The following is a 26,675-nucleotide window of genomic DNA, read 5'->3' on the forward strand; positions in this document are numbered from 1 at the left end:
GCGCCGTAATTCACGAAAGAATGCGCACGAAATTCTTTTCAACACAGTGGATAGCTATGAAGGTACTGGTTACCGGGGCGACCAGCGGCTTAGGCCGAAATGCGGTCGAATTTCTGCGCAACAAGGGCATCAGCGTCAGGGCTACCGGTCGCAACGAAGCGATGGGTAAGCTGCTGCAAAAAATGGGCGCAGAGTTCGTCCATGCCGACCTGACGGAGCTGGTCTCCTCGCAGGCGAAGGTGATGCTCGCCGGTATCGACACGCTATGGCACTGCTCCAGTTTTACCTCCCCGTGGGGGACCCAGGAAGCCTTCGATCTCGCCAACGTGCGGGCCACCCGCCGTCTGGGGGAATGGGCCGTTGCCTGGGGCGTACGTAACTTTATTCATATCTCCTCCCCGTCACTCTATTTCGACTATCACCACCATCGTGACGTGCAGGAAGATTTCCGCCCTGCTCGCTTTGCCTGCGAGTTTGCCCGCAGCAAGGCGGCCAGCGAAGAGGTCATCGACCTGCTGGCACAGTCAAACCCGCACACCCGCTTTACGGTCCTGCGTCCGCAGAGCCTGTTCGGGCCGCACGACAAAGTCTTTATCCCGCGACTGGCCCAGATGATGCATCACTACGGCAGCGTGCTGTTACCGCGCGGCGGCGATGCGCTGGTGGATATGACCTACTACGAAAACGCCGTTCACGCCATGTGGCTGGCCAGCCAGCCGGACTGCGATAAGCTGATCTCCGGTCGCGCCTACAACATCACTAACGGCGAACCCTGCACGCTGCGCAGCATTGTGCAGCGGCTGATCGACGAGCTGCAGATCAACTGCCGTATCCGTTCCGTGCCCTACCCAATGCTGGACATGATCGCCCGCAGCATGGAGCGCTTTGGCAGTAAAACAGCCAAAGAGCCTGCGCTGACGCATTACGGTGTCTCTAAACTCAACTTTGACTTCACGCTGGATATTTCGCGGGCGGAGAATGAGCTGGGGTATAAACCGGTTGTGACGCTGGATGAAGGGATTATGCGCACGGCGGCGTGGCTGCGGGATCACGGGAAGCTGCATCGCTAGCCTTTTTGCCCGGTGGCGGCTTCGCCTTACCGGGCCTACAACGGCTCCGTACTGACCCCTCGCCCCTTAGCCTCATGTAGGCCGGGTAAGCGCAGCGCCACCCGGTAAAAGACAGAGGGTGCAAATACGAAAACGGCACCCCGAAGGTTGCCGTTTGCTTTTACAGAGCCGTCCAGGCATCAGCCCACGCCAGGCCAGCGCCGGGTTCGTAGTATGCCGGGGCATTGTTACACCAGCCGCTGTACGGGAACGGTTTGCACTGGAACAGTTTACCGTGGTTGTTCACGATATCACCTGCGTTGTACTTGCTGTTCGCGCTCCACGCGGCGTAAGAGCCGGAAGTGCCTTCGTCCTTAGACTCGGCTTTCGCTTTCACATTCAGCAGGTAGGACGTGGTGCTGGTCAGTTCGCCATCGCTGACGGTAAGGCCGATTTCGTACTGCTGAGCCGTTGCAGACTCTGGCGCCTTGAAGGTCACCACCGCTTTGTCCTGACCGGTCACGGTCTGGCCATCCTGGGAACGCCAGGTGTAGGTCAGCTTGTTACCGTCGGCGTCAGTGGAGCCTTCCGCGCTCAGGGAAACCTGCGCACCCGCTTCAACCGCCCCGATTGGGCCCGCAATCTGCGCCACAGGGGCGTGATTCACGGTAGCCGGTTCAACAGGGGTGGTATCTTCCGCTGGCGTCGTATCCGCTGGCGGCGTGGTGTCAGCCGGGGTTTTGTCTTCCCCTGGGGTCACGGCTGAGCCGTCGTCGTTAATGATATTCACGTTATAGAACTTCTTAACGCAGTTGGTGTAGTCACCCTCTTTGAACGCGCTGAACGGCGTCTGGTACCCCACCAGCTGGCAGGAGTAGGTCTTACCGTCCGGCGTATCCGGGCTCCACCCCCAGTCCTGCTCCCAGTAGATCTTCAGCGCGCCGGCGCCGCCTTCATCGAACTGCTTCATGTTGGCGCAGCCCAGCACTTCATTCGCCGGAACAGGCACTTTCAGGTAGTTCGCGAACTCTTTGTAGTACTTGATGCGGTTTTCAGACTGGGCAATCTCGGTTGGGCCGCCGCACTCTACGCCACCGTTGATGATCTGGGTGGTCACGCCGAAGCCCGGAACCAGGCCGTTGGCTTTATCGTGATCGTTTGGCTGCCAGGTGCCGTCGATAACCTGCAGCATGCTTGGTTTTGGCGGCTGCGGATAGGCGAAGAAGAAGATCGCACTTGCCAGGTTCAGCCAGGTATCCGCCACCAGCTCAGGCTTGTCGAGCAGGGTGCGGACGGTGCCAAACATCGCTTCAGAGAACGGACCGTAGTTATAGTTGTAAGACAGCTGCTTCGCGCCGCGGCCAAAGTAGCTTACGAAGTCGCCGTCTTTGTCCTTACCGCATGGCCAGGTCTGCCCCTGCCAGATGTCTGGGTTACATTCGCCGTTATAACCGCCTTTCTGGCCTTCGGTCCACCCCATTTCACGAACGTGAACCAGGGCCTGACGCCACTCGGCTTCCGGACGCCAGCTCTCATGGCCGCCGGTTTCCTGCGCAAAGTGGGCGAACATGGTCGCCAGCTCTTTGCGGCAGATGGCGTCGCTGTCGCGACCATCGTTATAGGTCTTACACAGTGCCGGGAATTTACCAACAGCCTTCAGGAAGTTACTGTAGGTATAAGACTGAGCGCGCAGCGGGAAGAGATATTCCCAGTCGCTGGCCTTCACGATCCCTTCAACGCGCTTGACGTTGTCAGGGTTCGAGGCACGACCTGGCTCAATCTGCTCTACGAGGCTATTGTCCAGGGTCGCAATGGTATCCTTCACCGAAACCATCAGCGGGAAATTGGTCAGCTCTTTTTCCTTTTTCGCCAGATCGCTGGCTTTCATGGTGTACGGCTCACTGCTGGCCGCCTGCAGTGATGCAGCCTGGGCCATAAAGGGTGCAATACATGCCCCCGCCACGAGAACGCTCAGTAATGTCCTTTTCGTCATTTCAAATAATCCTGTATTTAAGCAACTAGGGTGAGTACATTCCCGGCTTATGTATTACTCCCTTAATAAATAAGCCCGAGAGTGTGGTTCTTTTTCATTTTCTGAAGAACACCGAAAGGAATTCTTCAAAAAATAAAAATAATGCTACGGTTATTTACCCGATTTTATTTGCTGATACTTCGCCCACACTTTATGGGCATAACGCATGCGCTGCGGATAATTTTCTTTTTTCAATCCGGCGTTATACGCGCCCACCGCTTCCCAGTTATAGCCATACACGTTTATCATCCCGGACAGGATGGAGGCGCCGACCATAATGGAGGTACAGGGCTCATTAATAAGCTGATTTTCATCAATACCCTGACGTTCTAACTCACTGAAGTGTGAGCTGTTAATCTGCATCAACCCGACGTCACGCGTGCCGTCGTGGTTCCAGCCTACCGCGTGGGGATTCATTCCGGATTCGACTTTGGCAATTGCATACAATAACCACGGATCGACATGATAATAATGTCCGGCGTTATCCCAACAGTTCGCGAATACGCTTTGACTAAACAGCAGTAAAAATATAATCACGCGTTTCATGAGCACCTGCTTTTTAAATACTGAACCTCTTTCCGCTCATCATTAGCGATAATTCTGAAGTGTTGGTCACACCCGAAGTGGGGTGTGACCAACTAGTGCGGGTTGATATCATTCCCGCAATCCACGGTTCAGAAGGTTATTTGCAGTCTGTTGAAGGACCTTCTTTCACCCATACATCGCTGTTAGCCGGGTTGTCACCGCGGGTCCACCATTTGGCACGGTAAACGTTGCCCTGGTAGGTTGTGGTTTCGCCGCCGTTATAAACCAGGTCAGAACGCCAGTTCATCTTCACGTTGCTGACCAGCTCCCAGGCATCCACACCGAAGCCAGGCTGGTTGCCTTGCGTCCAGTACTTCGCTTTCCACACCAGATGGTCGAAGCTCACGGTATCGCCACTGTTGTAGATTTTGCTGGCATCCCACGCGGCATATTTGCTGGCGTTAGCATCGACAGGCGCATCGCAGCTACCGGTTGCAGACCCTTCGTCAGATGGCGGGGTCACGTCATCAGACGGAGGCGTAACTTCATCAGAGGGCGGCGTTACGTCATCAGACGGAGGTGTAACCTCATCAGACGGTGGTGTAACGTCAGCCGGTTTCGGATTCACGGTTACCTGCACGTTAGACTGCACGCTGGTTTTGCCGTCGCCTACAACTACGCTCAGCGTATAGGTAGACGTGGTGGCAACGTCTGGTGCAGTAATCGTCACGTTCGCGGTATCGGTACCGGTTGCATGCATATCCGCTGGCACGCTCCAGGAGAAGGTCATCGCATCACCGTCTGGATCCACAGCCTGCGCGTGCAGAGCATAGGTTTCTCCTGCCTGCAGCGTCACTGCCTCCATTGCGTTCACGACTGGCGCCTGGTTAGCTTTTGGCGCTTTGTTCACAACCTGCACATCAATGGCGTTGCTCAGGCCTTTAGCATCCGTAACCGTCAGGCGGAACACCATGGTCTGGTCGCTGGTCGCTGCCGCAACGTTGAAGGTTGCTTTCGCTTTGGTGCTGTTGGAGAGAGTTACAGATGGGCCAGAAACCTGGGTCCATTTGTAGGTAATCGCATCGCCGTCTGGATCGCTGGAAGCAGAACCATCAAGCGTGACGGTTGCCGGGCCAGAGACGTTCTGATCCGCAGAAGACGCGATTGGCGCATGGTTGGTGACGACCGGATCGACCGGGGTAGAACCGCCCAGCAAACTTTCGTTCATCGCGTTCAGGATGTCGCCGGTATCAGAGTCAATAGACCAGGCAAAGAGCCCGCCCAGGTTTTTCGACAGCACATACTTGCCTTTAGCGGCGGTAGAGCGTGCATCTTCATAGGTGATCAGGTCGCCGGTAGACTTATTGAAGACATATGGCGCTTCAGCATTCGCGTCGTAACCATATTCCCAGCCAGGCTTGCCTTTGTACTCGTTAACGATCTGACGGTAGTCGACCACGCCAGGTTCCCAGGTACCTTTCACCATACCGGTTGCGGTACCCGTGAATGGATTGTCACCGGTGTAGCCATGCACGCCAGTCCAGCCGCGGCCATACATGCCCGCACCCACCACGATCTTGCCTGGCTGTACGCCCTGAGCAAGCAGCGCGTCCACGCCGTTCTCGGTGGTGTAGTTTGTGTCCGGACGCCATGACGGCGCGCGCAGTGCGGCCTGGTGGCCCAGCTCGGTGTTGCTCCAGCCGCCGTAGAAGTCATAGCTCATCAGGAAGATGTGGTCGAGGTACTGCTGAGCAGCGGTGTAATCCACGTCTTCAATCTTATCGCGGCCCGCACCGATGGCGCTGGTCAGTTCATAGGTACGGCCAGTCTGTGCAGACAGCTCGTTCAGCATGGTGCGCAGGTCATGCATCAGGGCGGTATACGTCGCTTTATCCTGCTGCGGGTTACCCAGATGTTCGCTCACGCCGCCGCCGCCAGGGAATTCCCAGTCGATGTCCACACCGTCAAAGAACTTCCAGGTCTGCAGGAAATCTTTCACAGAGGAGACGAAGCGGGCACGGATTGCCGGGTCGCCCATGTGGAAGAACGGATCGGACAGCGTCCAGCCACCGATGGATGGCAGCACTTTCAGGTCCGGATGCGCTTTTTTCAGCGCCATCAGCTGGCCAAAGTTACCTTTGTACGGGTCGTCCCAGTTGGAGACGCCAGACTGCGGTTTTTGCAGCGCAGCCCACGGATCGTGAATGGCGACGGTATAGTCCGGACGGCCCGCGCAGTCGCGCTGCAGTACGGAGAAGCTGTTACCGCCTTCAACGGTTTTCAGGCCATCGTTGATGCCGTCGCCGCCACAGATTGGAATGAAGCCATAGAGGATGTGGTTAAGGTTCGCTGCCGGGATTTTATCAACCGGGAAGTTACGATCGTAAACGCCCCATTCAGGGAAATACGCCGCAACCACTTTATCAGTATGTTTGGCGAACGTTTTGTTGTTCTCCTGCAGCGGCGCGTTCAGCGGCAGCAGATGGCTGCCGTCGGTGTCCGCCACGATGATCAGCTTGCTGGCGCTTTTGGTGCAGCCGCTGGCATTACAGACTTCCACCTGCTCCTGATAACGTCCGCCCTTTTTCACTTTAAAGGTGGCTGAGCCGCTTGCACCAGCTGCGCCGGTCCACACGGTTTTACCATCCAGCAGCACTTTGGCAGACGTTGGCGCGTCGCCGCTCCACACGTTCCACTCGACTTTCACATCCACGCCGTCGTTATGTACCTTGACGAGGCTGTTGTAATCCTGCGCGGCCTGATCCACCTCGACCAGCGCAAATTTGTCATTGCCGGAGCCGATGGTCGGCGCACCTGGCGCAGCAGCGAATGCAGAACCGGTTGCCGCTGCAATAAAGAGCGCCAGATATTTAGGCTTAATAAATTTCATTTTTCTTTCCTGATAAATTTATTCGTAAACGAAATTGATCCATGTCTTCCTTTAGAACATGGAATGATATTCACATAGTGCGTTTTTAAATACGCAGACAGCCGTTATCCAAACCTTAAAGACGCGTTGTATTCCTCCATTAAAAGATACAAGCTAAAAATCCGTGTAGCTTATGCCTTTTACGATACACTGAGGATAAAAGGTCGTCCTTCTCTTTCCTCGTCGAAAATATTGATAAAAAAACTTGACCCGGTTATTTAATAGGTATTCAAAAATAGCTGGCAGGTATAGAGCGCTATTCCAGCAAAAGCCAGATAAGGTCCGAAAGCGATGGTTTGGTTATTTTTATTCGATTTATTTAATAGCAAATAACCCACTATGCCACTTAATGCGGCAATTAATTCAATCGCAGGGAGTGACTGCCAGCCGAACCAGGCGCCCAGCGCCGCCAGCAGCTTGAAATCGCCGTAGCCCAGCCCTTCCCGACGGGTAAGCAGACGAAACGCCCAGTACACCAGCCAGAGCGAAAGATAGCCTGCCACCGCGCCCAGCAGCGCATCACGCAGGGGCAGCCCGTGGCTGAAGGCGTGGAACAGCAGCCCGGCCCAGAGCAGCGGCTGCGTCAGGCAGTCGGGCAGCAGCTGGTGCTGTCCGTCAATCATCGCCAGCGGCAGCAGAAAGGCCGCCAGCACCCACAGCGAGAAAAGGGATGCTAAGTCCGGTATCCACCGGGCGGTGAGGCCAAAGAACACCGCCGTCAACAGCTCGAGTAAAAATAACCGCAGCGGAATCGGCGACTTGCAGCAACGACAGCGTCCCCTCAGCACCAGCCAGCTCAGCAGCGGGATGTTCTCCCATGCGCGCAGAGCATGCTGGCAGACGGGACAGTGTGACGCCGGGAAAAGCAGGTTGCTGCGGCTCTCCTCCTCTAGCACCATCCCCGGCACGCGATCCACCACAACGCCGAGAAAACTCCCCAGGATCGCGCCGAATACGCCGCTCATCGCGGCAAACCCGACGGGATAACTCTCCCGGACGAGTATCAGCCCGTTCATGCCACTTTTTTCCAGGTCAGCTGGATTTCGGCCTTCACGTCGCTCAGGTGATCCACGGGCGTGAGGTTTATTTTCTCCAGCCTGACGCCTGACGCGAGGTTCATCTCCCGCAGCCAGTTTTTTAATTCATACACGTTGACCCGGTTCACGACAAAGGCCAGAGTCTGACCGTCCTGACGAATATCGGTCAGCGTCAGGTTAATTTCATGCGCGCTATTCTCCACCACGCTGCGTGGATTATCGGTTTTCACCTGTAGCACCGGCAGATGATTTTTATCAATTTCTGTTTTCATCCAGTTTACCGTTTCAATTTGTCGCGCCAGCGTCGCCTGGCTATTTTTTATCATGTTATCCAGGGGAATTATCCCTGCGTAATAGATGACGGCGCTGCATAAAGCTCCCGCCGCTATTTTTAAAATGAATTTTTCTCTGGTGCTGTATTGTTGATAACGAGATGTAAACTGTGCAATTCGCGCTTTCATTTATATTTCCCTGTAATCATGGCCGTATACGGCGCGTCCTTTGAAATAGGCTGTAACGTAAAATCAAAATTCGGGCTGGCCTGATGAATGAATTCCTGTAATGCCTGCTCGTTTTGCGCACTCACGCTTAATGTCAGGGCTCCCTGCGTGTCGTCATATTCAAACAGCGTAATTTCCATCGACGGAACGGACTGACGGATCTTTTCCAGTTCGTCCATCTGCAAAAAAATGCCTTTAGGCTGCTTCTTGATGTTCTGTCCAAAATGGTACTTAAGGTTGGTCTGGTGGCGCATACTCGGAAAATGGTGTTGATAAAGCTCGACCATCTCCTGCTGCACCTGATTTTCCCGATCTGCCAGCATCCACGCCAGGGTGATGCGGGGGCCGAGCAGCAGGCCCAGAGAGAGAAGCCCCATCACCGCGATGGCGGCCTTCATCCCTTTCGCCGCCCTCGCGCTGGTCGCTTTCGCGCTGAACGCACCGTGCAGCACGTTGACGCGGCACGCCCGCCACTGCGGCTGGATCAGCACCAGCGGATGTTCTGCCGCCAGCTGTTCGTCAACCTCAATGCCCGGCGGGATGTCCCCGTAGCAGCGGACCTCGCCCTCTCCGGCTTTTTGCATCAGCAGCGGCAACAGGCCAACCTCAACGTTACAGGCGATATGCGGCGACAAGCGCAACCAGTAGTTCTCTTCCCGCGCAACCAGCGTGCTTCCACCCGCCGTGACCGGCAGCAGCCAGGCGTCAGGCAGGACCTGAATGACCTTCAGGCCCGCCTCGTGAAAGCGGGTCAGCCACTGCTGCAGGCGGGCGGAATCTATCGCCACGGCGTCCACCTCGGCGCCTTTTTTGTTCAGCACCGTCCAGTGGAGATCGTCCACCTCACCAATCAGAGTCTCCTCCGCCATCCACGAGAAGGCGGTCGCCTGCGACGCCATTTTCTTCGGCAGCGTAAAGTGGCGGAAGATCATCTCACTGGCGGGCAGCAGCAGACACACGCGCGCAGCCAGAGGATGGTCGGCAAGGGTATGCAGCGCCTGCGGGGTGTCCAGGGTTGTAACCTGTTCGCTTCCCGACTCACACCACATGATTTTCCCGTCCTCACGGCTGTCGGGACGAACAAAAAGGACCTGTTTCATAGCGTTCTACTTTTCTTATTCAATCATTCGGTAACGACGTTGCCACGTCACAATTTCACCGGCTTCGTTATTCACCTGAAGCTGGCTCACCACGCGAAGCGTTAACTCATCGGTATTGCCGGTGTAGTTGACGCGAAAATACCGGCTGTTGATGGAGAGCAGCCCGGCCACCTGCGGCAACTCGTCCTTCAACTGCGGGAAGGCCTGTTCCAGCGCTTTGCTGAAGACGTCCATACTTTCCCAGCCGGTTTCCGGCCGCGACTCAATCAGGCGTACGGCATCGTCCGCGGTGAGTTTTCCCGGGAACAGGGCTGCCAGTAAGGGCGCCTGCTCCGGCGTCAGAGTATTGACATCCACCTTGCTGGCCGAGTCCGGCAGCGCGCATAAGAGCTTGCTCACTTTCGGGTACGCTGCAGCAGGAAACGCCGGCAGCAGCTTGATCTCGGCAAGGGTGCGCATCATCTGATTCGCAGGCTGACGCGCCGGCACTACGCCAGACCAGGCGTCCATCTCCGCGCCCTCTTTCACCGTCGTGGCGTCGCCGTCGAGATAATCCACCAGCTGCTGATAAATTTCTTCCGCCGCCGTCTGGCTGATGCCGCCGTCCGTCAGGATCTGCTCGACAATCTTCTCTTTTCGCGGTTTTTCCGGCACGGTTGACGCATTTTGATCCTGAGCCACTTTGTCTGCGGCCAGCAGGTTATTGACGTTGAAGCAGTCCTGCGCGTCGTCGACCTGGCTGACCACCGTATAGTCTTCACCCTGCGTCTCCAGCGGCTGGTGCCAGTCGCCCGCCGGGTCGAGCGGTTTGCTCTCGCCGCTGGCGTCGTTCTGCAACCGGTCTTTCACCACTTTTTCCTGCGCCTGCATTGCCCAGCGCAGCTGCTGCTGGCTCACCTGATAGTGGGTTTTCTGCAAATTACGGCAGAACTGCTGGCTGATTTTGGCCGCCAGGGCCGACATCATGACCAGCAGGATCAGCACAACCAGCAGGGCAACACCGCGTTGCTGATGGACCCGGCTCATGGCTTCACGTCCGGCGCAGGCGCATTTTGCGGGGCAGGCGCGTTTTCTGCCGCCGGTGCCACCGCTTCTGGTATCTCTCCCGGCGTGGTAAACACCCAGCGCCAGGTGTCGCCATTTTCCATGGTCAGCGTAAGCTCCACGCCGTCTGGCAGATGGGCAGAGTCACCCCAGCTTTTTTGCCAGCCCTGGTGATAAAACCGCCACTGCATCGCTTTCACCTCGCTGACGATAGGCACTTCATCGGGTTTGACGTCCGCCGGGCTGTCAATCACCGGCCAGACGTCGCGATACAGACGCCCTTCTTCCAGCCGCCAGCGCACGCGCTCCAGCTGGACCGTGCCACTCACGCCGTTCAGCGTGGTAAATTCCACGGCATCGCCATCCTGTAAAAACAGATCCGGCGCGTTGCGCGGCGCCCGCGCCTGCAGCTGGAAAAAATCGCGCTCCATCAGGCTCCAGGCACGCTGAAGCTGATTAAGCTTCGCCGCGCGGGTATCGGTTGCCGAACTGGTGCGCATCGCGCCGTCGAGAATTTGCCAGGCCAGGGTGCTGATGACCGCAAAAATGGTCAGCGCAATCATGATCTCCAGCAGGGTAAAACCGCGCTGGCGTCGGCTCGTCTTCACTTGCTCTCTTCTCCCGGCCCAATGATCTGAAGCGAAATGACCGGCTGGCTTTTATCGCCTTCGGCGTAAACGCGGATGGCATTGGCCCAACCGCTATTGGCGGTTTTCACCCGCTGCTTATGCCAGTACCAGCTGCGCCCCCCCATGATTTCCGTCCCCTGCTCCTCGGCATCGGGAAAATCGGTTTTGCTGAGCTGGGCTTCAGCCAGCTGATTTTCTGCAACCCAGCTGGCCTGCAGCGTTTCGGCCAGCCCGTGGGTGAAGCGCACGTTCAGGGAGACGGAATTCATCAGCGCCAGCGCGGCGGTGGAGAAAATGACCAGCGCCACCATCACCTCCAGGAGCGTCATCCCGTTCTGCTTAACCTTGCCTTTAGTCATCGTTCTCTACCGAAACCGGGGCCGTGCCCTGCGACACCACGCGGAAGTGATGCTGTTTGTCGTAACTTTGCAGCGTCAGCGTAAAACGGCCAATCTCACCGTCCGGCAGAAAGAGGATCTGGGGGTCGGCCTCGACGTTAGCCGCCAGACGCTGAGGCGAGAGCGACACGTGCATCTCTTCCGGGAAATCGCCTTTCGTGGTAATACGGCCTGCGGATAACGGCACCCAGTGACGTTCGCCGTTTTTATCGTCGAGCGTGACCAGCTGATATTTATCGGTAGCGATCACCAGCCCGACAATATTTCCGTCCATGACCGCGCGGTCTGAACCATAATCAACGAGGGCTTTTAATTGCTGACCAAATATATCCGCACCGCTGCGTGAGGGTATTGTTGAGACAACCATCATGGCGCAACTGGCAAATATCACCAGCGCCAGAATAATTTCCAGCAACGTAAAGCCGCGTTGATTCTTCATTATTTCTCTTTCTTATCCAGAGACCAGTTCGTAATATCGTCTGCGGTGTTGGCTTCGCCATCAGGACCGGCAGAGAAGACGTCTACGGCGCCGTGTTCACCCGGGCTGACGAGCAGATAATCGTTGCCCCACGGATCCTGCGGCAGGCGGCGAATATAGCCGTCGGCGCGGTAGCCGTTGGGAATAGGCGCGATCTCAGGCTTGGTCACCAGCGCCTGCAGACCCTGCTCGGTCGTTGGGTAGCGGTGGTTATCGAGCTTATACATATCCAGCGAGCCTTCGAGCGCAACAATATCGCTGGTCGCCTTTTGCGCGTCCGCTTTTTCTTTATTACCCATTAAATTGGGCACCACCATACTCGCTAAAACGCCGAGAATAACGATCACCACCATTAATTCGAGCAAGGTGAACCCCGCCTGGCGAGCCAGACGTTTTGTTTTTATAGCCATGATTTAACCTACCATATTATTAAGTTGCAGAAGCGGCTGTAATATTGACAGCACGATGAATAAAACAATCGTCGCCATGGAGACCACCAGCGCCGGTTCAAATACCGAGAGCGTTAACGTAATACGATGCTGTAGCGCCGACTCCTGGTTTTCCGCCGCGCGGTCCATTAAGTTGCCTAACTCGCCGCTCTCTTCGCCGGAGGCAATCATATACAGCATGGTGGGCGGGAATAATTTCGCCTGCTCCAGCGCGGCATAGAGCGAGGCTCCCTGACGCACGGTATCCGCCGCCTGCTCCAGCACCTGCCGGGCGTAGAGGTTTTCGATACCGTCCATCGCGATATACATCCCTTCAAGCAGCGGCACGCTGCTCGCCTGCAGGATGCTGAGCGTGCGGATATAGCGGGCGCTGTTGATCGCGCACACCAGCTTTTTAATCGGCGAGCCGTTCACCAGCCAGCTGTGCCAGCGAAAACGGTTTTTGGCGTTTCTGAGCCAGGTCTTAAAACCAACAAACCCGCCGCCGAGGATCCCCACGATGTAGATCCCGTACGCCTGCAGGAAATCGCTCACCGCAATCAGCGTGCGGGTGGTGATCGGCAGCTGCTGCTTCATGTGGGTGAACTGCTCGATCACCTGCGGCACCACCGCCACCAGCAGAATGCTGATGACCGCGATGGCGACCACGGTGAGGGTAATCGGGTAGACCATCGCCTGCGTCAGCTTGCTCTTCATCTTCTGGCGCTGCTCGTTGTACTCCGCCAGCTTCTCCAGCACGTCGCCCAGGTGGCCGGTTTTTTCACCGGCCATCACCAGCGTGCAGTAGAGCTTGTCAAAGGTGCGCGGGAACTGGCTGAAGGCGTCGAACAGGGTGTGACCTTCGACCACCTTCTCGCGGATCTCCACCACCATTGCCGCCAGCTTTTTGTCTTCCGTTTGCTTCGAGATCGCCTTCAGCGCGCTCTCGAGCGGCAGTGCGGCGTTGACCAGCGTGGAGAGCTGACGGGTAAACATCGACAGCACCGGCGTGGAGAGCCTGGCTCCGGTTTTTGCTTTTCCGGCAGACGCCGCTTCACGGGTTTCGCTGATGCTGACGGGCATCAGCTTTTGCTCGCGCAACATCTGGCGAACCTGCTTTTGCCCCTCGGCCTGCAGCGTGCCGCGCTGGGTTTTGCCTGCGACATCCGTCGCCGTCCAGGCGTAGAAGGCCATTACGCATCCCCCCCGCGCTCGGCGGTCACACGCATCACCTCTTCCAGCGAGGTGACGCCGCTAATCACCTTCAGCAGCCCGTTTTCGCGCAGGCTGTAAGCCTGCTTAAAGAGCTGCGTCTCGATGGACATTTCGTCTTTATCTTCATGAATGGCGCGGCGCATGGCGCTGTCCACCACCAGGAACTCGTGAATACCGGCACGGCCCTGATAGCCGCTCTGGCGGCAGTGTTCACAGCCCACCGCGCGGTAAATGGCTTTTGGCGGCGCCTCCATAAAGCTGAACAGCGCTTTTTCATTGGCATCCAGCGGACTGGTGGTCCGGCAGTGCGTACACAGCCGACGCACCAGACGCTGGGCAATGACACCGAGCAACGATGAACCGATTAAAAAGGACTCCAGCCCCATGTCCCGCAGACGCGTAATCGCCCCGGCGGCGCTGTTGGTGTGCAGCGTAGACATGACCAGGTGACCGGTGAGCGACGCCTGTACCGCAATTTGCGCGGTTTCACCGTCACGAATTTCCCCGATCATCACCACGTCCGGGTCCTGACGCAGAATAGCGCGCAGCCCGCGGGCAAAGGTCATGTCCACGCGCGGGTTAACCTGCGTCTGCCCCACCCCTTCCAGCTCATATTCGATCGGGTCTTCCACGGTCAGGATGTTGCGTTCGTGACCGTTCAGCGCCGAAAGAATGGCGTACAGGGTGGTACTTTTACCGGAGCCTGTCGGCCCGGTGACCAGGATAATGCCGTGCGGGCGGTCAATCAGCCCTTTTAACTTCTCCAGCTCTTCATCAATCAGGCCCAGCTTGTTGATGTCGGGCTTGAGATTGCTTTTATCGAGCAGGCGCATGACCACGCGCTCGCCGTACTGGGACGGAATGGTCGAGACGCGCACGTCGATCGCCTTGCGGCCAATGCGCAGTGAGATACGGCCATCCTGCGGCAGACGTTTTTCGGCAATGTCGAGTTTCGACATCACCTTGATACGCGACACCAGCAGCGGGGCGAGCTTACGCGCCGGTTGCAGCACCGGGCGCAGCACGCCGTCAACGCGGAAGCGAATGCTCAGCGTGCGCTCGAAGGTTTCGATATGGATATCCGACGCGCCGTCCTTAACCGCCTCGCCGAGAATGGCGTTGATCAGGCGGATCACCGGCGAGTTTTCGTCGTTATCAAGCAGATCTTCGTTATCCGGGATCTCCTCGGTTAACGCCATCAGGTCGATATCCGCATCCATGTCGTCCACCAGCTGCTGTGAAACGCCGCTGCTCTGCTGCCAGATTTTGGCCAGCATCTCGTCAAACGCTTCCGGCGTCACAGTAACCGGGACGAACGCGCGGCCCAACACCCGGCGCACTTCCAGCAGTGCTAACGCCGGGGTGTCCTCACGGATATAGACGTCATTGTTGTAAAGCAGAACGCCGTTATCTTTTGCGTAGCTGCTGCTACACAGTGTTTTACTCAGTTCGTCCACGTTGCCCCTCCGCCTTACTCTTTAAACGGATTGCGTGTCGCGCGGGTTTTCACCGGTGCGGCGTGAGGACTTGCTGAAGGAAACGCGGGCAGGACGGCATTGTCGCTCGGCTCAACAATACCGAGCTTTTTCTCTTCCACGCGCTGCATCTGGCGCACCCGGATCTGGTCATATTTCTCTTTCGAGGCCGCGCTGTAGTTGTCGTCGTCACGCAGAACGGTGGTATGAATGAACACCATCAGGTTGCGCTTGGAGGTATCCTGGGAGGTGTAGCGGAACAGCTGACCGACCAGCGGGATATCGCCGAGCAGCGGCACTTTGGACACGGACTGTTTGGTCACATTTTCCATCAGACCACCAAGCACCACCGTCTGGCCACTGTGGACCATCACTTCGTTATTGATCGTGCGCGTATTGAAGGTCGGGCCGAGGCTGGAGTCTTCCGTCGCGCTGTTGTCGACGCTGGAGACTTCCTGCTCAATCTTCAGATGGATCATGTCGCCATCGTTAATCTGCGGCACAATTTTCAGCTTGGTACCGACCGTCTTACGCTCAACGGAGTTAAAGACGTTATCGCCGCTGGTGGTTTGCGAACCGGAAAGTACCGGCACATCCTGGCCCACGTTGAACGACGCTTCTTTGTTATCCAGCGTGACCACGCTTGGCGTGGAGAGGATGTCATTTTTGCCGTCGGTGGAAAGCGCAGTCACCAGCGCACCAAAATCACCGTTAAAGAAGCCGGTCGCCAGGCCAGTGAAGCTCGCCCCTTTCATGGTGCCATTTTTAATCTGGCTGATTGGCAGTCCGGTGGAGCCGAACTGCACGCCGCCGTGCTTGCTGGTCCACTGCACGCCGAGATCCAGGCCGTTCCCGTCCTGCACTTCCGCGATGATGGCTTCCACCAGCACCTGCGGACGACGGATGTCCAGCTTGTCGATCACCTTCTCAAGGGAGTTCATCACGTTAGGCTGGGCGGTAATCACCAGCGAGTTGGTTGCTTCGTCGGCGGTAATGTTCAGATCGCTGGACGCTGGCGCGGTTTTCGACTTCGGCGCGCCGGCCTTGTCCTTCAGCTGCTCGCCGATGCCGGTGAGTACCGGCACCACCTTGGTGGCGCTGGCATACTTGAGGTAGAAGACGCGGGTATTCCCCTCGTTGTTCTGCTCGCGATCCAGCTGATGGATCAGGGAGCGGGTCCGCGCGCGCGCATCTTCCGAACCGCTGATCACCAGGCTGTTGGTTTCGTCATCGGCCACCACTTTGGTCGCCAGCTGCGGCGCGTTCTGCCCTTTCTGCTCTTCGTTGTTGAGGTTATTCAACATCTCCGAGAGCTCTTTGGCGGACGCAAAGCGCAGCGGCACGATTTCACGACGCTGAATACCGTCTTTGTCCACGCGCTGAACCAGATCCACCAGGCGGTTCACCACCGAGGCTTTACCGGTTAGCAGCAGGACGTTGGACGGCTCAAAGTGGACCACGTTACCGATGCCGGTGGCATCGTTGAGCTGACGCAGCAGCGGCGCCAGCTCGCGAACAGGCACGTTTTCCATGCGTACGACGCGGGTGATGATCTCGTCGCCTTTGCCCGGATTTTTACCGTCGGCCAGCGGCGCACCGGCGGTGCGGGCAATGCTTGAGCGCACCACTTTGACCATGCCGTTATCCATCGGGATCACCGACAGGCCGTACAGGTCCAGCACGCTCAGGAAAAACTGGTAATATTCGTCTTCCGTCAACACGTTATAGGTTCTGACCGACACCGTGCCCTGAACGGACGGGTCGACCAGAATGGTTTTGTTCAGATTGCGGCCTACCGTATCAATAAATTCGCGGATATCGGTGTTTTTAAAGCTGGCGCTAAAGTTAGCTGCGAGCAGCGAACTGGAATATAACGACAATGCGGTCAGCGCCACGCACGCCCAAGGAAATTTCTTCATGTCTGTACACTTGTTAATTGTTTAGAACATTGACCCGAATATTTTCAAGGTGAGCGTGACGTCTGACGACGACCTCCGCTTCTTTCATTTTCGACCAGTTGGCAATAATATCTTTTGCCTTTTCTGCATCGGTCATATCGACAGAATTGACTTTTACCGCCACATCACCTTTTTCCAGACCGGCATGACTGTAGAAGTCAGAGGCATTCCTTGGATTAATGTTGTAGCCTTCCAGTTGGCCCTTTTCGATAAGTGGCTTTAACACCAGATAATCATCCAGATGCACGCTTTCAGCACCAGCATCTTTCGTCGATTGGGTTACCGGGCCGCTGTCAACGCCGCCCTTAAAATAGTCAGGTTTATTTAACGCCAGTACCTGCGTAGCACCTTCGTAATTAACCACCACATTGTCTTTGTTTATTTCCTGAATAAAGGCATCGTTAAAACCGGTCAGCGCTTCGCCTTCGCGATAGCTCTTTTGACCACCCGGCGTTTTGATCACGGCGAAGGACAACCAGGCATCGTCGCTGCGGACGATCCCCTCAATTTCGGCAGCGAGCGGGGCTTTTCCGGCCGCTGGCAGGTTGTCCTGACGCACGGCGGCGGTGAAAAGTGAAAATGTCTTTTCTTCCTGACGTTTTTTTTGCGGTTTCGCCGCTGCGTTCGCGAGTTTATTCGTCACTTTTTTATAATCTTTAAAAATGACGTAGCCTTGCTGACCGCAAAAAATCAGCAATACAAACATAATACAGGGCGTTATCCACCGTGAAAAAAGTGAGAGCCTCATTATTCATCTGGCCTTTAGCAAAGCGGAAATAAGCAGCGTCATGCTGCGCCAATATGTGACATAAATAGTAATTAGCGGCCTGACAATCGACCACCTGCTTCGCCGTTAACTTTGATAAAGAAAAAGATTGACCGTCAAAAAAACCAGTGTTAGAGGAAGCCGACAGGTTATTTTTACCCTGCCCGTAAATTGACCATGACGCACCCTTGCCGTACTTTTCTGGACCATTGCTATTCATGCCCAGAGACGGTAAGTCGTTATGTATCAGAGTCATTTTAAATTTAATCACCCGCCTTTTCGAAAAATTACCCGCGCCTCGGGCGATTTCTTCGTGCCGTATCACCAGGATATTTTCAACCTGCTGAAAGAGAAAACCCAACAGGCGGGGATTATTGGGCTCTTTTCTGACGATGCCCCGCTGCTGGGCCAGTTCAGCGACGCCCTGAAATCCGCAACCCCTGACGTTATTGCCATCAACGCGTTTCCAAAACTGAGTGCCAGTAGCCTGCTGTATAAACTCAACCCGGGAACGAAAGAGAGCAAAAACCGGCTTCAGGCGGTGGATGCCATCCTGCACCAGTGGCAGGGGGGAAAAAGCAGGACGAAAGTGCTGGTGATTAGCCATACCGATGCCATGAAAGAGACCTGTCGGGAGGTGCTGGCTCTGCTGCTGACGCGCGCGCAGGAGCTGGAGTTTCGTCTGTCCGTCGTATTGATGGGTGCAGCGGATCGGGAAGCCGTTCTGATGCAGCAGTCTGAACTGCGTGAATATGCGCATACCTGCCACACCCTGCGCCCCCTTACCTGCCGGGAGTTTCTCAGCTACGTTCAGGCGCAGTGTGAAGCGCACGGGTGTGAGCACTCGCCGTTGACCCCGGCGCGCGTGCGTAAAATGCATGCGCTGACCAAAGGGAATATCAGCAAGCTGAACGAGCTGGCGCACCTGTCGATGCTCGCCGCCTGGACCGAACGTGCAGAACAGGTTAGCCCGCGTCATCTGCGCCTGGCGGCCGGTGAGATCCTGCCTGCGAAAAAACACGGTATGCGCCTGGCTACCGTGGGGCTGTTCGCCTCCGTGCTGTTCGCTGCCTGCGGCTGGTATTTGACCTCCTCGATCGGAGCAAGACTTCCGATTCAACTGCCGGTGCCCGCGAGCTGGAAACAGCAGACGCCCATCGAGCAGGCGCCGGTGGTGCCGGCTATCGACAACGAGGTGGTTAATCAGCCGGATGCGATGCATCAGCTCTATCTGATGTGGGGGTATGACGCCTCGGCGGACGATGCCCTGTGCCAGAACGCCGCGAAGGTGAACCTGATGTGTAAGCAGGGAAATGCCTCACCGGACGCGCTGGCACAGGAAGGATATCCGTGGGTGAGTGAACTGAAAACCGGCAACCACCTTAACTATGCCGTGGTCGCCCGCGTCGGGGATAACTCACTCGACCTGCTGATGAATAACCGCACCTGGCAGGTAAGCCGTCACTGGTTTAACCAGCATGCCACCGGCAATTATACCCAACTCCACCGCCTGACGCCGGAAGGCAAAGACGCCATCAGCGCCGCCAGCGATGCGAAGGACATGGGGTGGCTGGATCAGCAGCTGAGCCAGGCCCTTGCCGAGCCGGAAACCCACGCTCAAACCTGGACGACGGAGATGATGAAACGTACCCGCGAGTTCCAGCAAAAAATGCATCTGCGCGTCGACGGTATCCCGGGTGAAGAGACGCTGATGCAGTTGATGCGCGACACTAACACCACGCCGAGCGTGCTGCTTCAGACCCCCCATGCCGCACCGGACGCGAAAACGCAGGAGAAGCATTCCTAATGTCTACCATCTGTCTTGCGGCTCAGCGCAGCTACGTTTCCGGGGAGGCGGTCTGGTTTTCGTACCGCATTCCCCGCCTGAGAAAAATCGCTTCTAACGCCTTTTTAGGAATAGTAAGCCTCTGCGTCATGCTGATGGCGGGGCTGTACGCCCACGTATACTGGCAACTGCGCCACCCTGCGCCGGAGCCGGTAAAAAAAGTGAACGTGGCGAAGCCCGAGACGCAGCTTTCCGATATGCACTACGTGTACGTGAGCAAGCCGTTCCCGCATCCGCACCCGAAACCCGTCCCGGTGCAGGCCGACGTCCCTGCCATGCAGGATCTGCCGATTAACAGCGACGACGCCGACTGGCAGCAGATGCCTGACGGCACGGTGCCGCACGATACCTCGCGGGATACCCTCCCCGGAACGGAAGCGCACGACGATGCCGTCTCCCCCCGCACGGAGGGTGACGACGCATCATTAACCGAACTGTTTAAGCAGGCGTTAAAAGAACAAGAGCAGGATTATTCGCAAGGGAAAATACCCGCACCGCCGGTTGACGAAACGCAGGATAATACTCAGGCGGGCGCATTACATAAAGAAAGTTCCCGGTCTCCATTAAGTAAAAAGGGAGACCGGCTGGAATAGTTAATATTTTTCAGGCAGGTTGGTGATATTAAGGAGGCGACCCTTTTCCACCACAATGTATTGACCTTTTTTCAGATCGGAGAGGATTTTTATAATCGTACTGCGTGCCAGGCTGGTGTATTCCTGAATATAATCATAAACATTAATATCGCGTTGATGATGTACAATCAGTTCATTAATTTCCAGCAAAAATTCGCGCACGACAGAATAGGCGCTGCGGGCAACCAGCACGTCATCGCGCTTGCTCAGGAGACAGATATACCAGGCCAGCACCTTGGTGAGTTCAGGCCACAAGCCTTGCTCGGTCATCAGTTGAGAGAAAACGCTTTTCGGAATCGAGCGCACCACGGTATTCGAGCGGACCAGGCCATACATATGGGACGAATGATAAAAAATGGAAGAGAGTCCAAAAATGCACTGCCCCTGCAGGGTGAACAAGCAGAGCTCGTCGGATTCGCGGCGGAATTCCACTTCACCGCTGACGATAATATGAATAAATTCATTATCGACGGTGGAAATTTTTTGCCATTTCTTTAACGATTTTTCTTCAAATCCTTCCGTTGCGGAAATGATTTTTTCTATTTCATGATGAGGACGTAATTTTCTGCCGTAAATGCTTAACATTGTTATACCCGAATTAAGATGTAAATTTTAGATAAAAAATGGCCACGGTGGAACCACCGAAACTATTCGTATAATCCTGATAAAAAACTTCAAGGAGAAGTGATAATAAAAATCACTATGCAGGTGTTATTTTTTATAAATACTTAGCAAGCTATACATCTATCTTAAATGAGGGTACTTTTAAGTCAATTAACTAAAAATGAATTGAGAATGTACTTAAGATTAATCTCAAGAAAACTAAGGTAATACGGCCTGGTCAGGGGCAGCCCTGAGGACTACCCTTGCCCGTACTTCTCTAAAAGCGCCTCGGCGATGGCCAGGGTTTCTACGTCAGCCACGCCGTTCCACAGCGCGGGGCGGAAGTGCATTTGAAACGCGCTGATCACCCTCTTCTGCTGCTGTTCCGTGGCGTTGTCCGGCACCTCGTAGCCATAGCGTTTCAGCACATCAAGCAACGCACCGCGCTCGACCTCCTGATAGCGCGGCCGCCCGTTAAGATAGAACGCCACGCGCGCGGGATCGGGCCAGGCTCCTATCCCCTGCTGCGCCAGCTGCTGCCACGGAAACAGCGGGCCGGGATCGTCTTTACGCTGCGGGGCAATGTCGGCATGGGCAACCACGTTCTGCGGCTGAATGTCATAGCGGGCAATAATGTCCCTGGCAAGCGGGATCAGCGCTGCAATCTGCGCAGGCGCAAACGGGGTAAAGGTTTTCACGCCGTCACGCGTTTGCCAGCCGCGGTTCTCGAGCTCAATCCCCACGGACGTATCATTAATCCGGTTGGTGCCGCGCCAGAAGCTAATGCCCGCATGCCAGGCCAGCTCGCTCTCGGGAACCAGCTGCCAGATGCGCGGCTTGCCGTCCGGCGCCGGGGGGTTGGCAGGGATCAAATAGTGAGAGCTAACGTTTTTATCCGTCAGCGTGGCCAGCGAGCTGTCAAAATCATCCGCGGTGTAGTGGATCACCAGCACCTTGATGCGCGGGTAAGCCGCCTGCGCCTGATGACGCGTATCCAGCTCGTAGGCACCTTTATCGATAATCCCCTTTTCCGTAACGCATCCTGCCAGCAGCAGCGCCAGCAGGAGCGTGGCAAACGCACGCCTCATCGCAGGGTTTTCACCGCCGTACCGCTTACGCTCACCATCAGCATGCTGCCGTCTTTCCCGACCGTTTCGTAGTCAATATCGATTCCCACGACCGCATCCGCGCCGAGGGCTTCCGCCTGCTCGCCGAGCTCTTTAAAGGCGATTTCGCGTGCTTTGCGCAGCTCTTTTTCGTATGCCCCAGAGCGGACACCCACGATATCGCGGATACCGGCAAAAAAGTCACGGAAGATATTGGCGCCGAGAATCGCTTCGCCGGTGACCACGCCGCAGTACTCGGTTATTGTCTGTCCTTCCAGGGTTGGCGTTGTTGAAAACTGCATGGTTTCTCTCCTTCTTTAGCGTTCAATGCCTTAGGCACAGCATTATCGGTTCGTTACGCTATGATTGAAAGGATAGTTAATAAATAAGGAAATCAACATGCGCTATTCAGCTTTAACACTTTTAGTGCCCTGCGCGCTGGTGCTCAGCGCCTGTACCACCACGGTCACGCCAGCCTTTAAGGATATCGGTACCCGCAGCGGCCCCTGCATTGAGGGCGGCCCGGACACCGTGGCGCAGCAGTTCTATGATTACCGCATTCAGCACCGCAGCAACGACCTCACCGGCCTGCGCCCGTATCTGAGCGATGGTCTGGCAAAACTGCTTAACGATGCCACCCGCGATCCGCAGCACAACGCGCTGCTGAAATCCGACCCGTTCTCCAGCCGCACCACGCTGCCGGACAGCGCAGAAGTGGCCAGCGCGTCAACCATCCCGAACACGGATGCCCGTAACATTCCGCTGCGCGTGAAGCTGACGCAGGGCAGCCAAACCTGGCAGGACGAAGTGCTGATGATCCGTGAAGGCCAGTGCTGGGCGGTGGACGACGTACGCTACGTGGGCGGCAGCGTGCATGCCCCGGCCGGCACGCTGCGCCAGTCGATTGAGAACCGCTGATTCATCAGTGATAAAAATGTTACCCCCGTAAAATGTCCGGCATTTCTCGCGGAATGCCGACATTTATACTCGCCGCCCTTGCCCTTCGCTATTTTGTGCTATGTTTAAGAGGAAATACGGGTTATATTTAACTTTTAACGCAGAAATATTGCATAACTATTCTGTCAACGGTACTATCTGCGGCCTCAATTGCTATAGATTGCCTGGATGAGTAAAGACTGCCCCGATGAGTATTAAACTAAACGGCATTAACTGCTTCTACGGCGCACACCAGGCGCTGTTTGACATCACGCTGAACTGCCCGGAAGGCGAAACGCTGGTTTTGCTTGGCCCAAGCGGTGCAGGCAAAAGTTCCCTTCTGCGCGTCCTTAATCTGCTTGAAATGCCTCGTTCAGGTACGCTCGCGATTGCCGGTAACCATTTTGATTTCGCAAAGACGCCGTCTGATAAGGCGATTCGCGAACTGCGTCAAAACGTCGGCATGGTCTTCCAGCAATACAATCTCTGGCCGCACCTGACGGTGCTGCAAAACCTGATTGAAGCCCCGTGCCGCGTGCTGGGGTTAAGCAAAGATCAGGCCATCGCGCGTGCCGAAAAGCTGCTGGAGCGTCTGCGCCTCAAGCCCTACAGCGACCGCTACCCGCTGCACCTGTCCGGTGGTCAGCAGCAGCGCGTGGCCATTGCCCGTGCGCTGATGATGGAGCCTGCGGTACTGCTGTTTGATGAACCCACCGCCGCGCTGGACCCGGAAATCACCGCTCAGATCGTCAGCATTATTCGCGAGCTGGCGGAAACCAACATTACGCAGGTTATCGTTACCCACGAAGTGGAAGTGGCGCGTAAAACCGCCAGCCGTGTGGTGTACATGGAAAACGGGTATATCGTTGAGCAAGGTGATGCGAGCTGCTTCGCTAACCCGCAAACCGATGCCTTCAAAAACTATTTATCTCATTGATTGTGTCAGGGGAAATATAATGAAAAAAGTATTACTTGCCGTGCTGCTTGCTGGCGTTACCCTTTCCGCTACCGCAGCTCAGACCATTCGTTTCGCCACGGAAGCCTCTTACCCTCCGTTTGAATCCATCGATGCGAACAACAAAATTGTTGGCTTTGACGTGGACCTGGCAAACGCCCTGTGTAAAGAGATCGATGCAACCTGCACCTTCAGCAACCAGGCGTTCGACAGCCTGATCCCAAGCCTGAAGTTCCGCCGTATCGACGCCGTAATGGCCGGTATGGACATCACCCCGGAGCGTGAAAAGCAGGTGCTGTTCACCACCCCTTACTACGATAACTCTGCCCTGTTCATTGGTCAGAAAGGCAAATTCACCTCTGTCGATCAGCTGAAAGGCAAAAAAGTGGGCGTGCAGAACGGTACCACGCACCAGAAATTCATCATGGATAAGCATCCGGAAATCACCACCGTGCCATATGACAGCTACCAGAACGCGAAGCTGGATCTGCAGAATGGCCGTATCGACGGCGTATTTGGCGATACCGCTGTCGTGACCGAGTGGCTGAAAGCCAACGACAAGCTGGCGCCAGTGGGCGACAAAGTGACCGATAAGGATTACTTCGGTACCGGTCTGGGGATTGCCGTTCGTCAGGGCAACACTGAGCTGCAGCAGAAATTCAACGCTGCGCTGGAAAAAGTGAAGAAAGACGGCACCTACGAAACCATCTATAAAAAATGGTTCCAGAAGTAATTCCTGATGAATGAAATTTTTCCTTTAGCAAGCGCCGCCGGGATGACCGTCGGCCTTGCCGTTTGCGCACTGATTATCGGCCTGGTGCTGGCGATGTTCTTTGCGGTGTGGGAATCCGCGAAATGGTTCCCCGTCGCCTGGACAGGCTCCGCGCTGGTCACCGTGCTGCGTGGGCTACCGGAAATTCTGGTGGTCCTGTTCATCTATTTCGGTTCCTCGCAGCTGCTGCTCACGCTCTCGGACGGCTTCACGATTAATCTCGGCTTTGCGCAGATCCCGGTGCAGATGCAGATCGACAACTTCGACGTCAGCCCGTTCCTGTGCGGCGTCATTGCGCTCTCCCTGCTCTACTCCGCGTACGCGTCGCAAACCCTGCGCGGTGCGCTGAAGGCCGTGCCGCAGGGACAGTGGGAGTCGGGTCAGGCGTTAGGGTTGTCGAAATCCGCCATCTTCTTCCGTCTGGTGATGCCGCAGATGTGGCGTCATGCCCTGCCGGGCCTCGGCAACCAGTGGCTGGTGCTGCTGAAAGATACCGCGCTGGTGAGCCTGATAAGCGTTAACGATTTGATGCTGCAAACCAAAAGCATCGCCACCCGTACCCAGGAGCCGTTTACCTGGTACATTGTGGCGGCGGCAATCTACCTGGTGATCACGTTGCTCAGTCAGTACATCCTCAAGCGTATTGACCTGCGAGCGACGCGCTTTGAACGGAGACCAGGCTGATGCTTGAATACTTTCCCGAGTTGATGAAAGGGCTGCACACCAGCCTGACGCTGACCGTGGCGTCCATTATCGTGGCGCTGATCCTGGCGCTCATCTTCACCATCATCCTGACGCTGAAAACGCCGGTGCTGGTGTGGATTGTGCGCGGGTACATCACCCTGTTTACCGGTACGCCGCTGCTGGTGCAGATCTTCCTGATTTACTACGGCCCGGGCCAGTTCCCGTCGCTGCAGGAATATCCGGTTATCTGGCATCTGCTCTCTGAGCCATGGCTGTGTGCCCTGATTGCCCTTTCGCTGAACAGCGCGGCCTATACCACCCAGCTGTTCTTTGGTGCGATCCGCGCCATTCCGGAAGGCCAGTGGCAGTCCTGCGGGGCGCTGGGCATGAGCAAGAAGGACACGTTGGCGATCCTGCTGCCGTACGCCTTTAAGCGCGCGCTCTCCTCCTACTCCAACGAAGTGGTGCTGGTTTTCAAGAGTACCTCTCTGGCCTATACCATCACCCTGATGGAAGTGATGGGCCACGGGCAGCTGCTGTACGGGCGCACCTATGACGTGATGGTGTTCGGCGCGGCGGGCGTGGTCTATCTGGTGGTGAACGGTCTGCTGACGCTGATGATGCGCCTTATTGAGCGTAAAGCGCTGGCGTTTGAGCGCAGGAATTAACCGCGCAAGTGCATAAAACGGTATTCATGGAGCGGGTAACCTGATGGGTTATCCGCTTTTTTTTCGCGCTCAACACAATACTTAATCATTTTTATTGCATACAAATTCATTAACTGGCATTGTACATCCAGGCCGCAGACACGGCGCATCAATAAGACAGACGGGAGCATTACAATGAAAAAGTTAGTTCTGGCCGCATTACTCGCCACCTTCGCCGCTGGCGCATCCGCTGCGGATAAAATCAATTTCGGCGTCTCCGCCACCTATCCGCCGTTTGAATCGCTGGATGCCAGCAACCAGATCGTCGGTTTCGATATCGATCTGGCGAAAGCGCTGTGCAAACAGATGCAGGCCGACTGCACCTTTACCAACCATGCCTTCGACAGCCTGATCCCGTCGCTGAAGTTCAAAAAATACGACGCGGTGATCTCCGGGATGGACATCACGCCTGAGCGCAGCAAGCAGGTCGCGTTCACCGACCCGTACTACGCCAACTCGGCGGTGGTGATTGCGAAGAAAGGCGCGTATACCTCTTTCGAGCAGCTGAAAGGCAAACGCATCGGGATGGAAAACGGCACCACGCACCAGAAATATCTCCAGGACAAACATCCGGAAGTGAAGACCGTGGCCTATGACAGCTACCAGAACGCGATTATCGACCTGAAAAATGGCCGTATCGACGGCGTCTTCGGCGATACCGCCGTGGTGAACGAATGGCTGAAAACCAACCCGCAGCTGGGCACCGCAACGGAAAAAGTGACCGACCCGCAGTACTTCGGCACGGGCCTCGGCATTGCGGTACGTCCGGATAACAAAGCCCTGCTGGAAAAACTGAACGGCGCGCTTAAGGCGATTAAAGCGGACGGAACGTACCAGAAAATTAGCGAGCAGTGGTTCCCGCAGTAAGATT

28 protein-coding genes are annotated in these 26,675 nt (G+C 56.0%); 9 read left to right on the plus strand and 19 right to left on the minus strand.

All coding sequences use genetic code 11. The features are described 5' to 3' along the window. Positions 1-56 precede the first annotated feature (56 nt). Positions 57-1,070, plus strand: a complete 1,014-nt coding sequence (locus HMPREF3143_RS16840; RefSeq protein WP_008500006.1) for an NAD-dependent epimerase/dehydratase family protein — start codon at positions 57-59, stop codon at positions 1,068-1,070. A gap of 160 nt (positions 1,071-1,230) precedes the next feature. Here the strand turns inward: HMPREF3143_RS16840 and HMPREF3143_RS16845 are convergent, their stop codons facing one another. The 16 genes from HMPREF3143_RS16845 to HMPREF3143_RS25770 all read right to left on the minus strand — a co-directional run bounded on the left by HMPREF3143_RS16845 (position 1,231) and on the right by HMPREF3143_RS25770 (position 17,819). Continuing rightward, positions 1,231-3,042: a chitinase gene (locus tag HMPREF3143_RS16845; protein ID WP_008500007.1), complete on the minus strand. Its 1,812-nt coding sequence runs from the start codon at positions 3,040-3,042 to the stop codon at positions 1,231-1,233. Between the two features lie 150 nt (positions 3,043-3,192). Continuing rightward, positions 3,193-3,627 (minus strand): type III secretion system invasion protein IagB, encoded by a 435-nt coding sequence (gene iagB, locus HMPREF3143_RS16850; protein ID WP_008500008.1) that lies wholly within the window; start codon positions 3,625-3,627, stop codon positions 3,193-3,195. 136 nt (positions 3,628-3,763) lie between these two features. Further along, positions 3,764-6,496 carry a glycosyl hydrolase family 18 protein gene (locus HMPREF3143_RS16855; protein WP_008500009.1) on the minus strand — a complete coding sequence of 911 codons (2,733 nt, stop codon included), beginning with the start codon at positions 6,494-6,496 and terminating at the stop codon, positions 3,764-3,766. A gap of 257 nt (positions 6,497-6,753) precedes the next feature. After that, complete coding sequence (locus tag HMPREF3143_RS16860) at positions 6,754-7,551, minus strand: prepilin peptidase (RefSeq protein ID WP_070533765.1); 798 nt, start codon at positions 7,549-7,551, stop codon at positions 6,754-6,756. After that, entirely contained in the window at positions 7,548-8,033 is a 486-nt protein-coding gene (gene gspM / locus HMPREF3143_RS16865) for a type II secretion system protein GspM (RefSeq protein ID WP_070533766.1), read from the minus strand. The genes HMPREF3143_RS16860 and gspM overlap by 4 nt, the downstream gene beginning before the upstream one ends. Then, on the minus strand, positions 8,030-9,172 hold the full coding sequence (gspL, locus tag HMPREF3143_RS16870) for a type II secretion system protein GspL (RefSeq protein WP_070533768.1): 1,143 nt from the start codon (positions 9,170-9,172) through the stop codon (positions 8,030-8,032). The genes gspM and gspL overlap by 4 nt, the downstream gene beginning before the upstream one ends. Before the next feature lie 15 nt (positions 9,173-9,187). Continuing rightward, positions 9,188-10,198: a type II secretion system minor pseudopilin GspK gene (gene gspK, locus HMPREF3143_RS16875; RefSeq protein ID WP_070533770.1), complete on the minus strand. Its 1,011-nt coding sequence runs from the start codon at positions 10,196-10,198 to the stop codon at positions 9,188-9,190. After that, positions 10,195-10,824 (minus strand): type II secretion system minor pseudopilin GspJ, encoded by a 630-nt coding sequence (gspJ, locus tag HMPREF3143_RS16880; protein WP_023292908.1) that lies wholly within the window; start codon positions 10,822-10,824, stop codon positions 10,195-10,197. Before gspJ ends, gspK begins: the two co-directional genes overlap by 4 nt. Then, on the minus strand, positions 10,821-11,204 hold the full coding sequence (gspI, locus tag HMPREF3143_RS16885; protein ID WP_023292909.1) for a type II secretion system minor pseudopilin GspI: 384 nt from the start codon (positions 11,202-11,204) through the stop codon (positions 10,821-10,823). The genes gspJ and gspI overlap by 4 nt, the downstream gene beginning before the upstream one ends. Further along, positions 11,197-11,682, minus strand: coding sequence for a type II secretion system minor pseudopilin GspH (gene gspH / locus HMPREF3143_RS16890; protein ID WP_023343665.1), 486 nt, complete (start codon positions 11,680-11,682; stop codon positions 11,197-11,199). Before gspH ends, gspI begins: the two co-directional genes overlap by 8 nt. Continuing rightward, entirely contained in the window at positions 11,682-12,131 is a 450-nt protein-coding gene (gene gspG / locus HMPREF3143_RS16895; protein WP_008500018.1) for a type II secretion system major pseudopilin GspG, read from the minus strand. Before gspG ends, gspH begins: the two co-directional genes overlap by 1 nt. Before the next feature lie 3 nt (positions 12,132-12,134). Further along, the gene (gene gspF / locus HMPREF3143_RS16900; protein ID WP_023343664.1) at positions 12,135-13,343 is read right to left on the minus strand and encodes a type II secretion system inner membrane protein GspF; all 1,209 of its coding nucleotides are present in this window, start codon (positions 13,341-13,343) and stop codon (positions 12,135-12,137) included. Beyond that, a complete protein-coding gene (gspE, locus tag HMPREF3143_RS16905; protein ID WP_022647587.1) occupies positions 13,343-14,821 on the minus strand; it encodes a type II secretion system ATPase GspE in 1,479 nt (492 codons plus the stop codon). The genes gspF and gspE overlap by 1 nt, the downstream gene beginning before the upstream one ends. 14 nt (positions 14,822-14,835) lie before the next feature. After that, positions 14,836-16,758, minus strand: coding sequence for a type II secretion system secretin GspD (gspD, locus tag HMPREF3143_RS16910; RefSeq protein WP_023343662.1), 1,923 nt, complete (start codon positions 16,756-16,758; stop codon positions 14,836-14,838). Positions 16,759-16,771: 13 nt separating this feature from the next. Next, positions 16,772-17,503: a type II secretion system protein GspC gene (gspC, locus tag HMPREF3143_RS16915; protein ID WP_021240915.1), complete on the minus strand. Its 732-nt coding sequence runs from the start codon at positions 17,501-17,503 to the stop codon at positions 16,772-16,774. Next, entirely contained in the window at positions 17,454-17,819 is a 366-nt protein-coding gene (locus HMPREF3143_RS25770) for a hypothetical protein (RefSeq protein ID WP_126287664.1), read from the minus strand. The genes gspC and HMPREF3143_RS25770 overlap by 50 nt, the downstream gene beginning before the upstream one ends. Between HMPREF3143_RS25770 and HMPREF3143_RS16920 the strand changes: the two genes are divergently transcribed. Both HMPREF3143_RS16920 and HMPREF3143_RS16925 read left to right on the plus strand, forming a co-directional pair. Continuing rightward, positions 17,805-19,370, plus strand: coding sequence for an ExeA family protein (locus tag HMPREF3143_RS16920; protein ID WP_070533772.1), 1,566 nt, complete (start codon positions 17,805-17,807; stop codon positions 19,368-19,370). The two genes, HMPREF3143_RS25770 and HMPREF3143_RS16920, sit on opposite strands and share 15 nt — an antisense overlap. Beyond that, positions 19,370-20,002 carry a hypothetical protein gene (locus HMPREF3143_RS16925; protein ID WP_021240917.1) on the plus strand — a complete coding sequence of 211 codons (633 nt, stop codon included), beginning with the start codon at positions 19,370-19,372 and terminating at the stop codon, positions 20,000-20,002. The genes HMPREF3143_RS16920 and HMPREF3143_RS16925 overlap by 1 nt, the downstream gene beginning before the upstream one ends. On the opposite strand, the gene HMPREF3143_RS16930 is transcribed toward HMPREF3143_RS16925, so the two are convergent. The 3 genes from HMPREF3143_RS16930 to HMPREF3143_RS16940 form a co-directional block, all read right to left on the minus strand. Beyond that, entirely contained in the window at positions 20,003-20,626 is a 624-nt protein-coding gene (locus HMPREF3143_RS16930; protein ID WP_070533775.1) for a helix-turn-helix domain-containing protein, read from the minus strand. A 275-nt stretch (positions 20,627-20,901) separates the two neighbouring features. After that, complete coding sequence (locus tag HMPREF3143_RS16935) at positions 20,902-21,732, minus strand: N-acetylmuramoyl-L-alanine amidase (protein WP_044596920.1); 831 nt, start codon at positions 21,730-21,732, stop codon at positions 20,902-20,904. Further along, complete coding sequence (locus HMPREF3143_RS16940) at positions 21,729-22,052, minus strand: heavy metal-binding domain-containing protein (protein ID WP_070533776.1); 324 nt, start codon at positions 22,050-22,052, stop codon at positions 21,729-21,731. Before HMPREF3143_RS16940 ends, HMPREF3143_RS16935 begins: the two co-directional genes overlap by 4 nt. A 97-nt stretch (positions 22,053-22,149) precedes the next feature. Here HMPREF3143_RS16940 and HMPREF3143_RS16945 point away from each other — a divergent pair, with 97 nt between their 5' ends. The 6 genes from HMPREF3143_RS16945 (at position 22,150) to artJ (ending at position 26,671) form a co-directional block, all read left to right on the plus strand. Beyond that, positions 22,150-22,668 carry a lipoprotein gene (locus HMPREF3143_RS16945; protein WP_023326990.1) on the plus strand — a complete coding sequence of 173 codons (519 nt, stop codon included), beginning with the start codon at positions 22,150-22,152 and terminating at the stop codon, positions 22,666-22,668. Between the two features lie 226 nt (positions 22,669-22,894). Then, positions 22,895-23,623, plus strand: coding sequence for an arginine ABC transporter ATP-binding protein ArtP (gene artP, locus HMPREF3143_RS16950; protein ID WP_008500030.1), 729 nt, complete (start codon positions 22,895-22,897; stop codon positions 23,621-23,623). A gap of 19 nt (positions 23,624-23,642) precedes the next feature. Then, positions 23,643-24,374 carry an arginine ABC transporter substrate-binding protein ArtI gene (gene artI / locus HMPREF3143_RS16955; RefSeq protein WP_008500032.1) on the plus strand — a complete coding sequence of 244 codons (732 nt, stop codon included), beginning with the start codon at positions 23,643-23,645 and terminating at the stop codon, positions 24,372-24,374. Positions 24,375-24,380: 6 nt separating this feature from the next. Continuing rightward, a complete protein-coding gene (gene artQ / locus HMPREF3143_RS16960) occupies positions 24,381-25,097 on the plus strand; it encodes an arginine ABC transporter permease ArtQ (RefSeq protein ID WP_008500033.1) in 717 nt (238 codons plus the stop codon). Next, positions 25,097-25,765, plus strand: a complete 669-nt coding sequence (gene artM / locus HMPREF3143_RS16965; RefSeq protein WP_008500034.1) for an arginine ABC transporter permease ArtM — start codon at positions 25,097-25,099, stop codon at positions 25,763-25,765. The genes artQ and artM overlap by 1 nt, the downstream gene beginning before the upstream one ends. Positions 25,766-25,939: 174 nt before the next feature. Then, on the plus strand, positions 25,940-26,671 hold the full coding sequence (artJ, locus tag HMPREF3143_RS16970; RefSeq protein ID WP_025912906.1) for an arginine ABC transporter substrate-binding protein ArtJ: 732 nt from the start codon (positions 25,940-25,942) through the stop codon (positions 26,669-26,671). The last annotated feature ends 4 nt before the right edge of the window (positions 26,672-26,675 follow it).

This window comes from Enterobacter sp. HMSC16D10, from assembly GCF_001807145.1.
Taxonomy (GTDB): Bacteria; Pseudomonadota; Gammaproteobacteria; order Enterobacterales; family Enterobacteriaceae; genus Enterobacter; species Enterobacter roggenkampii.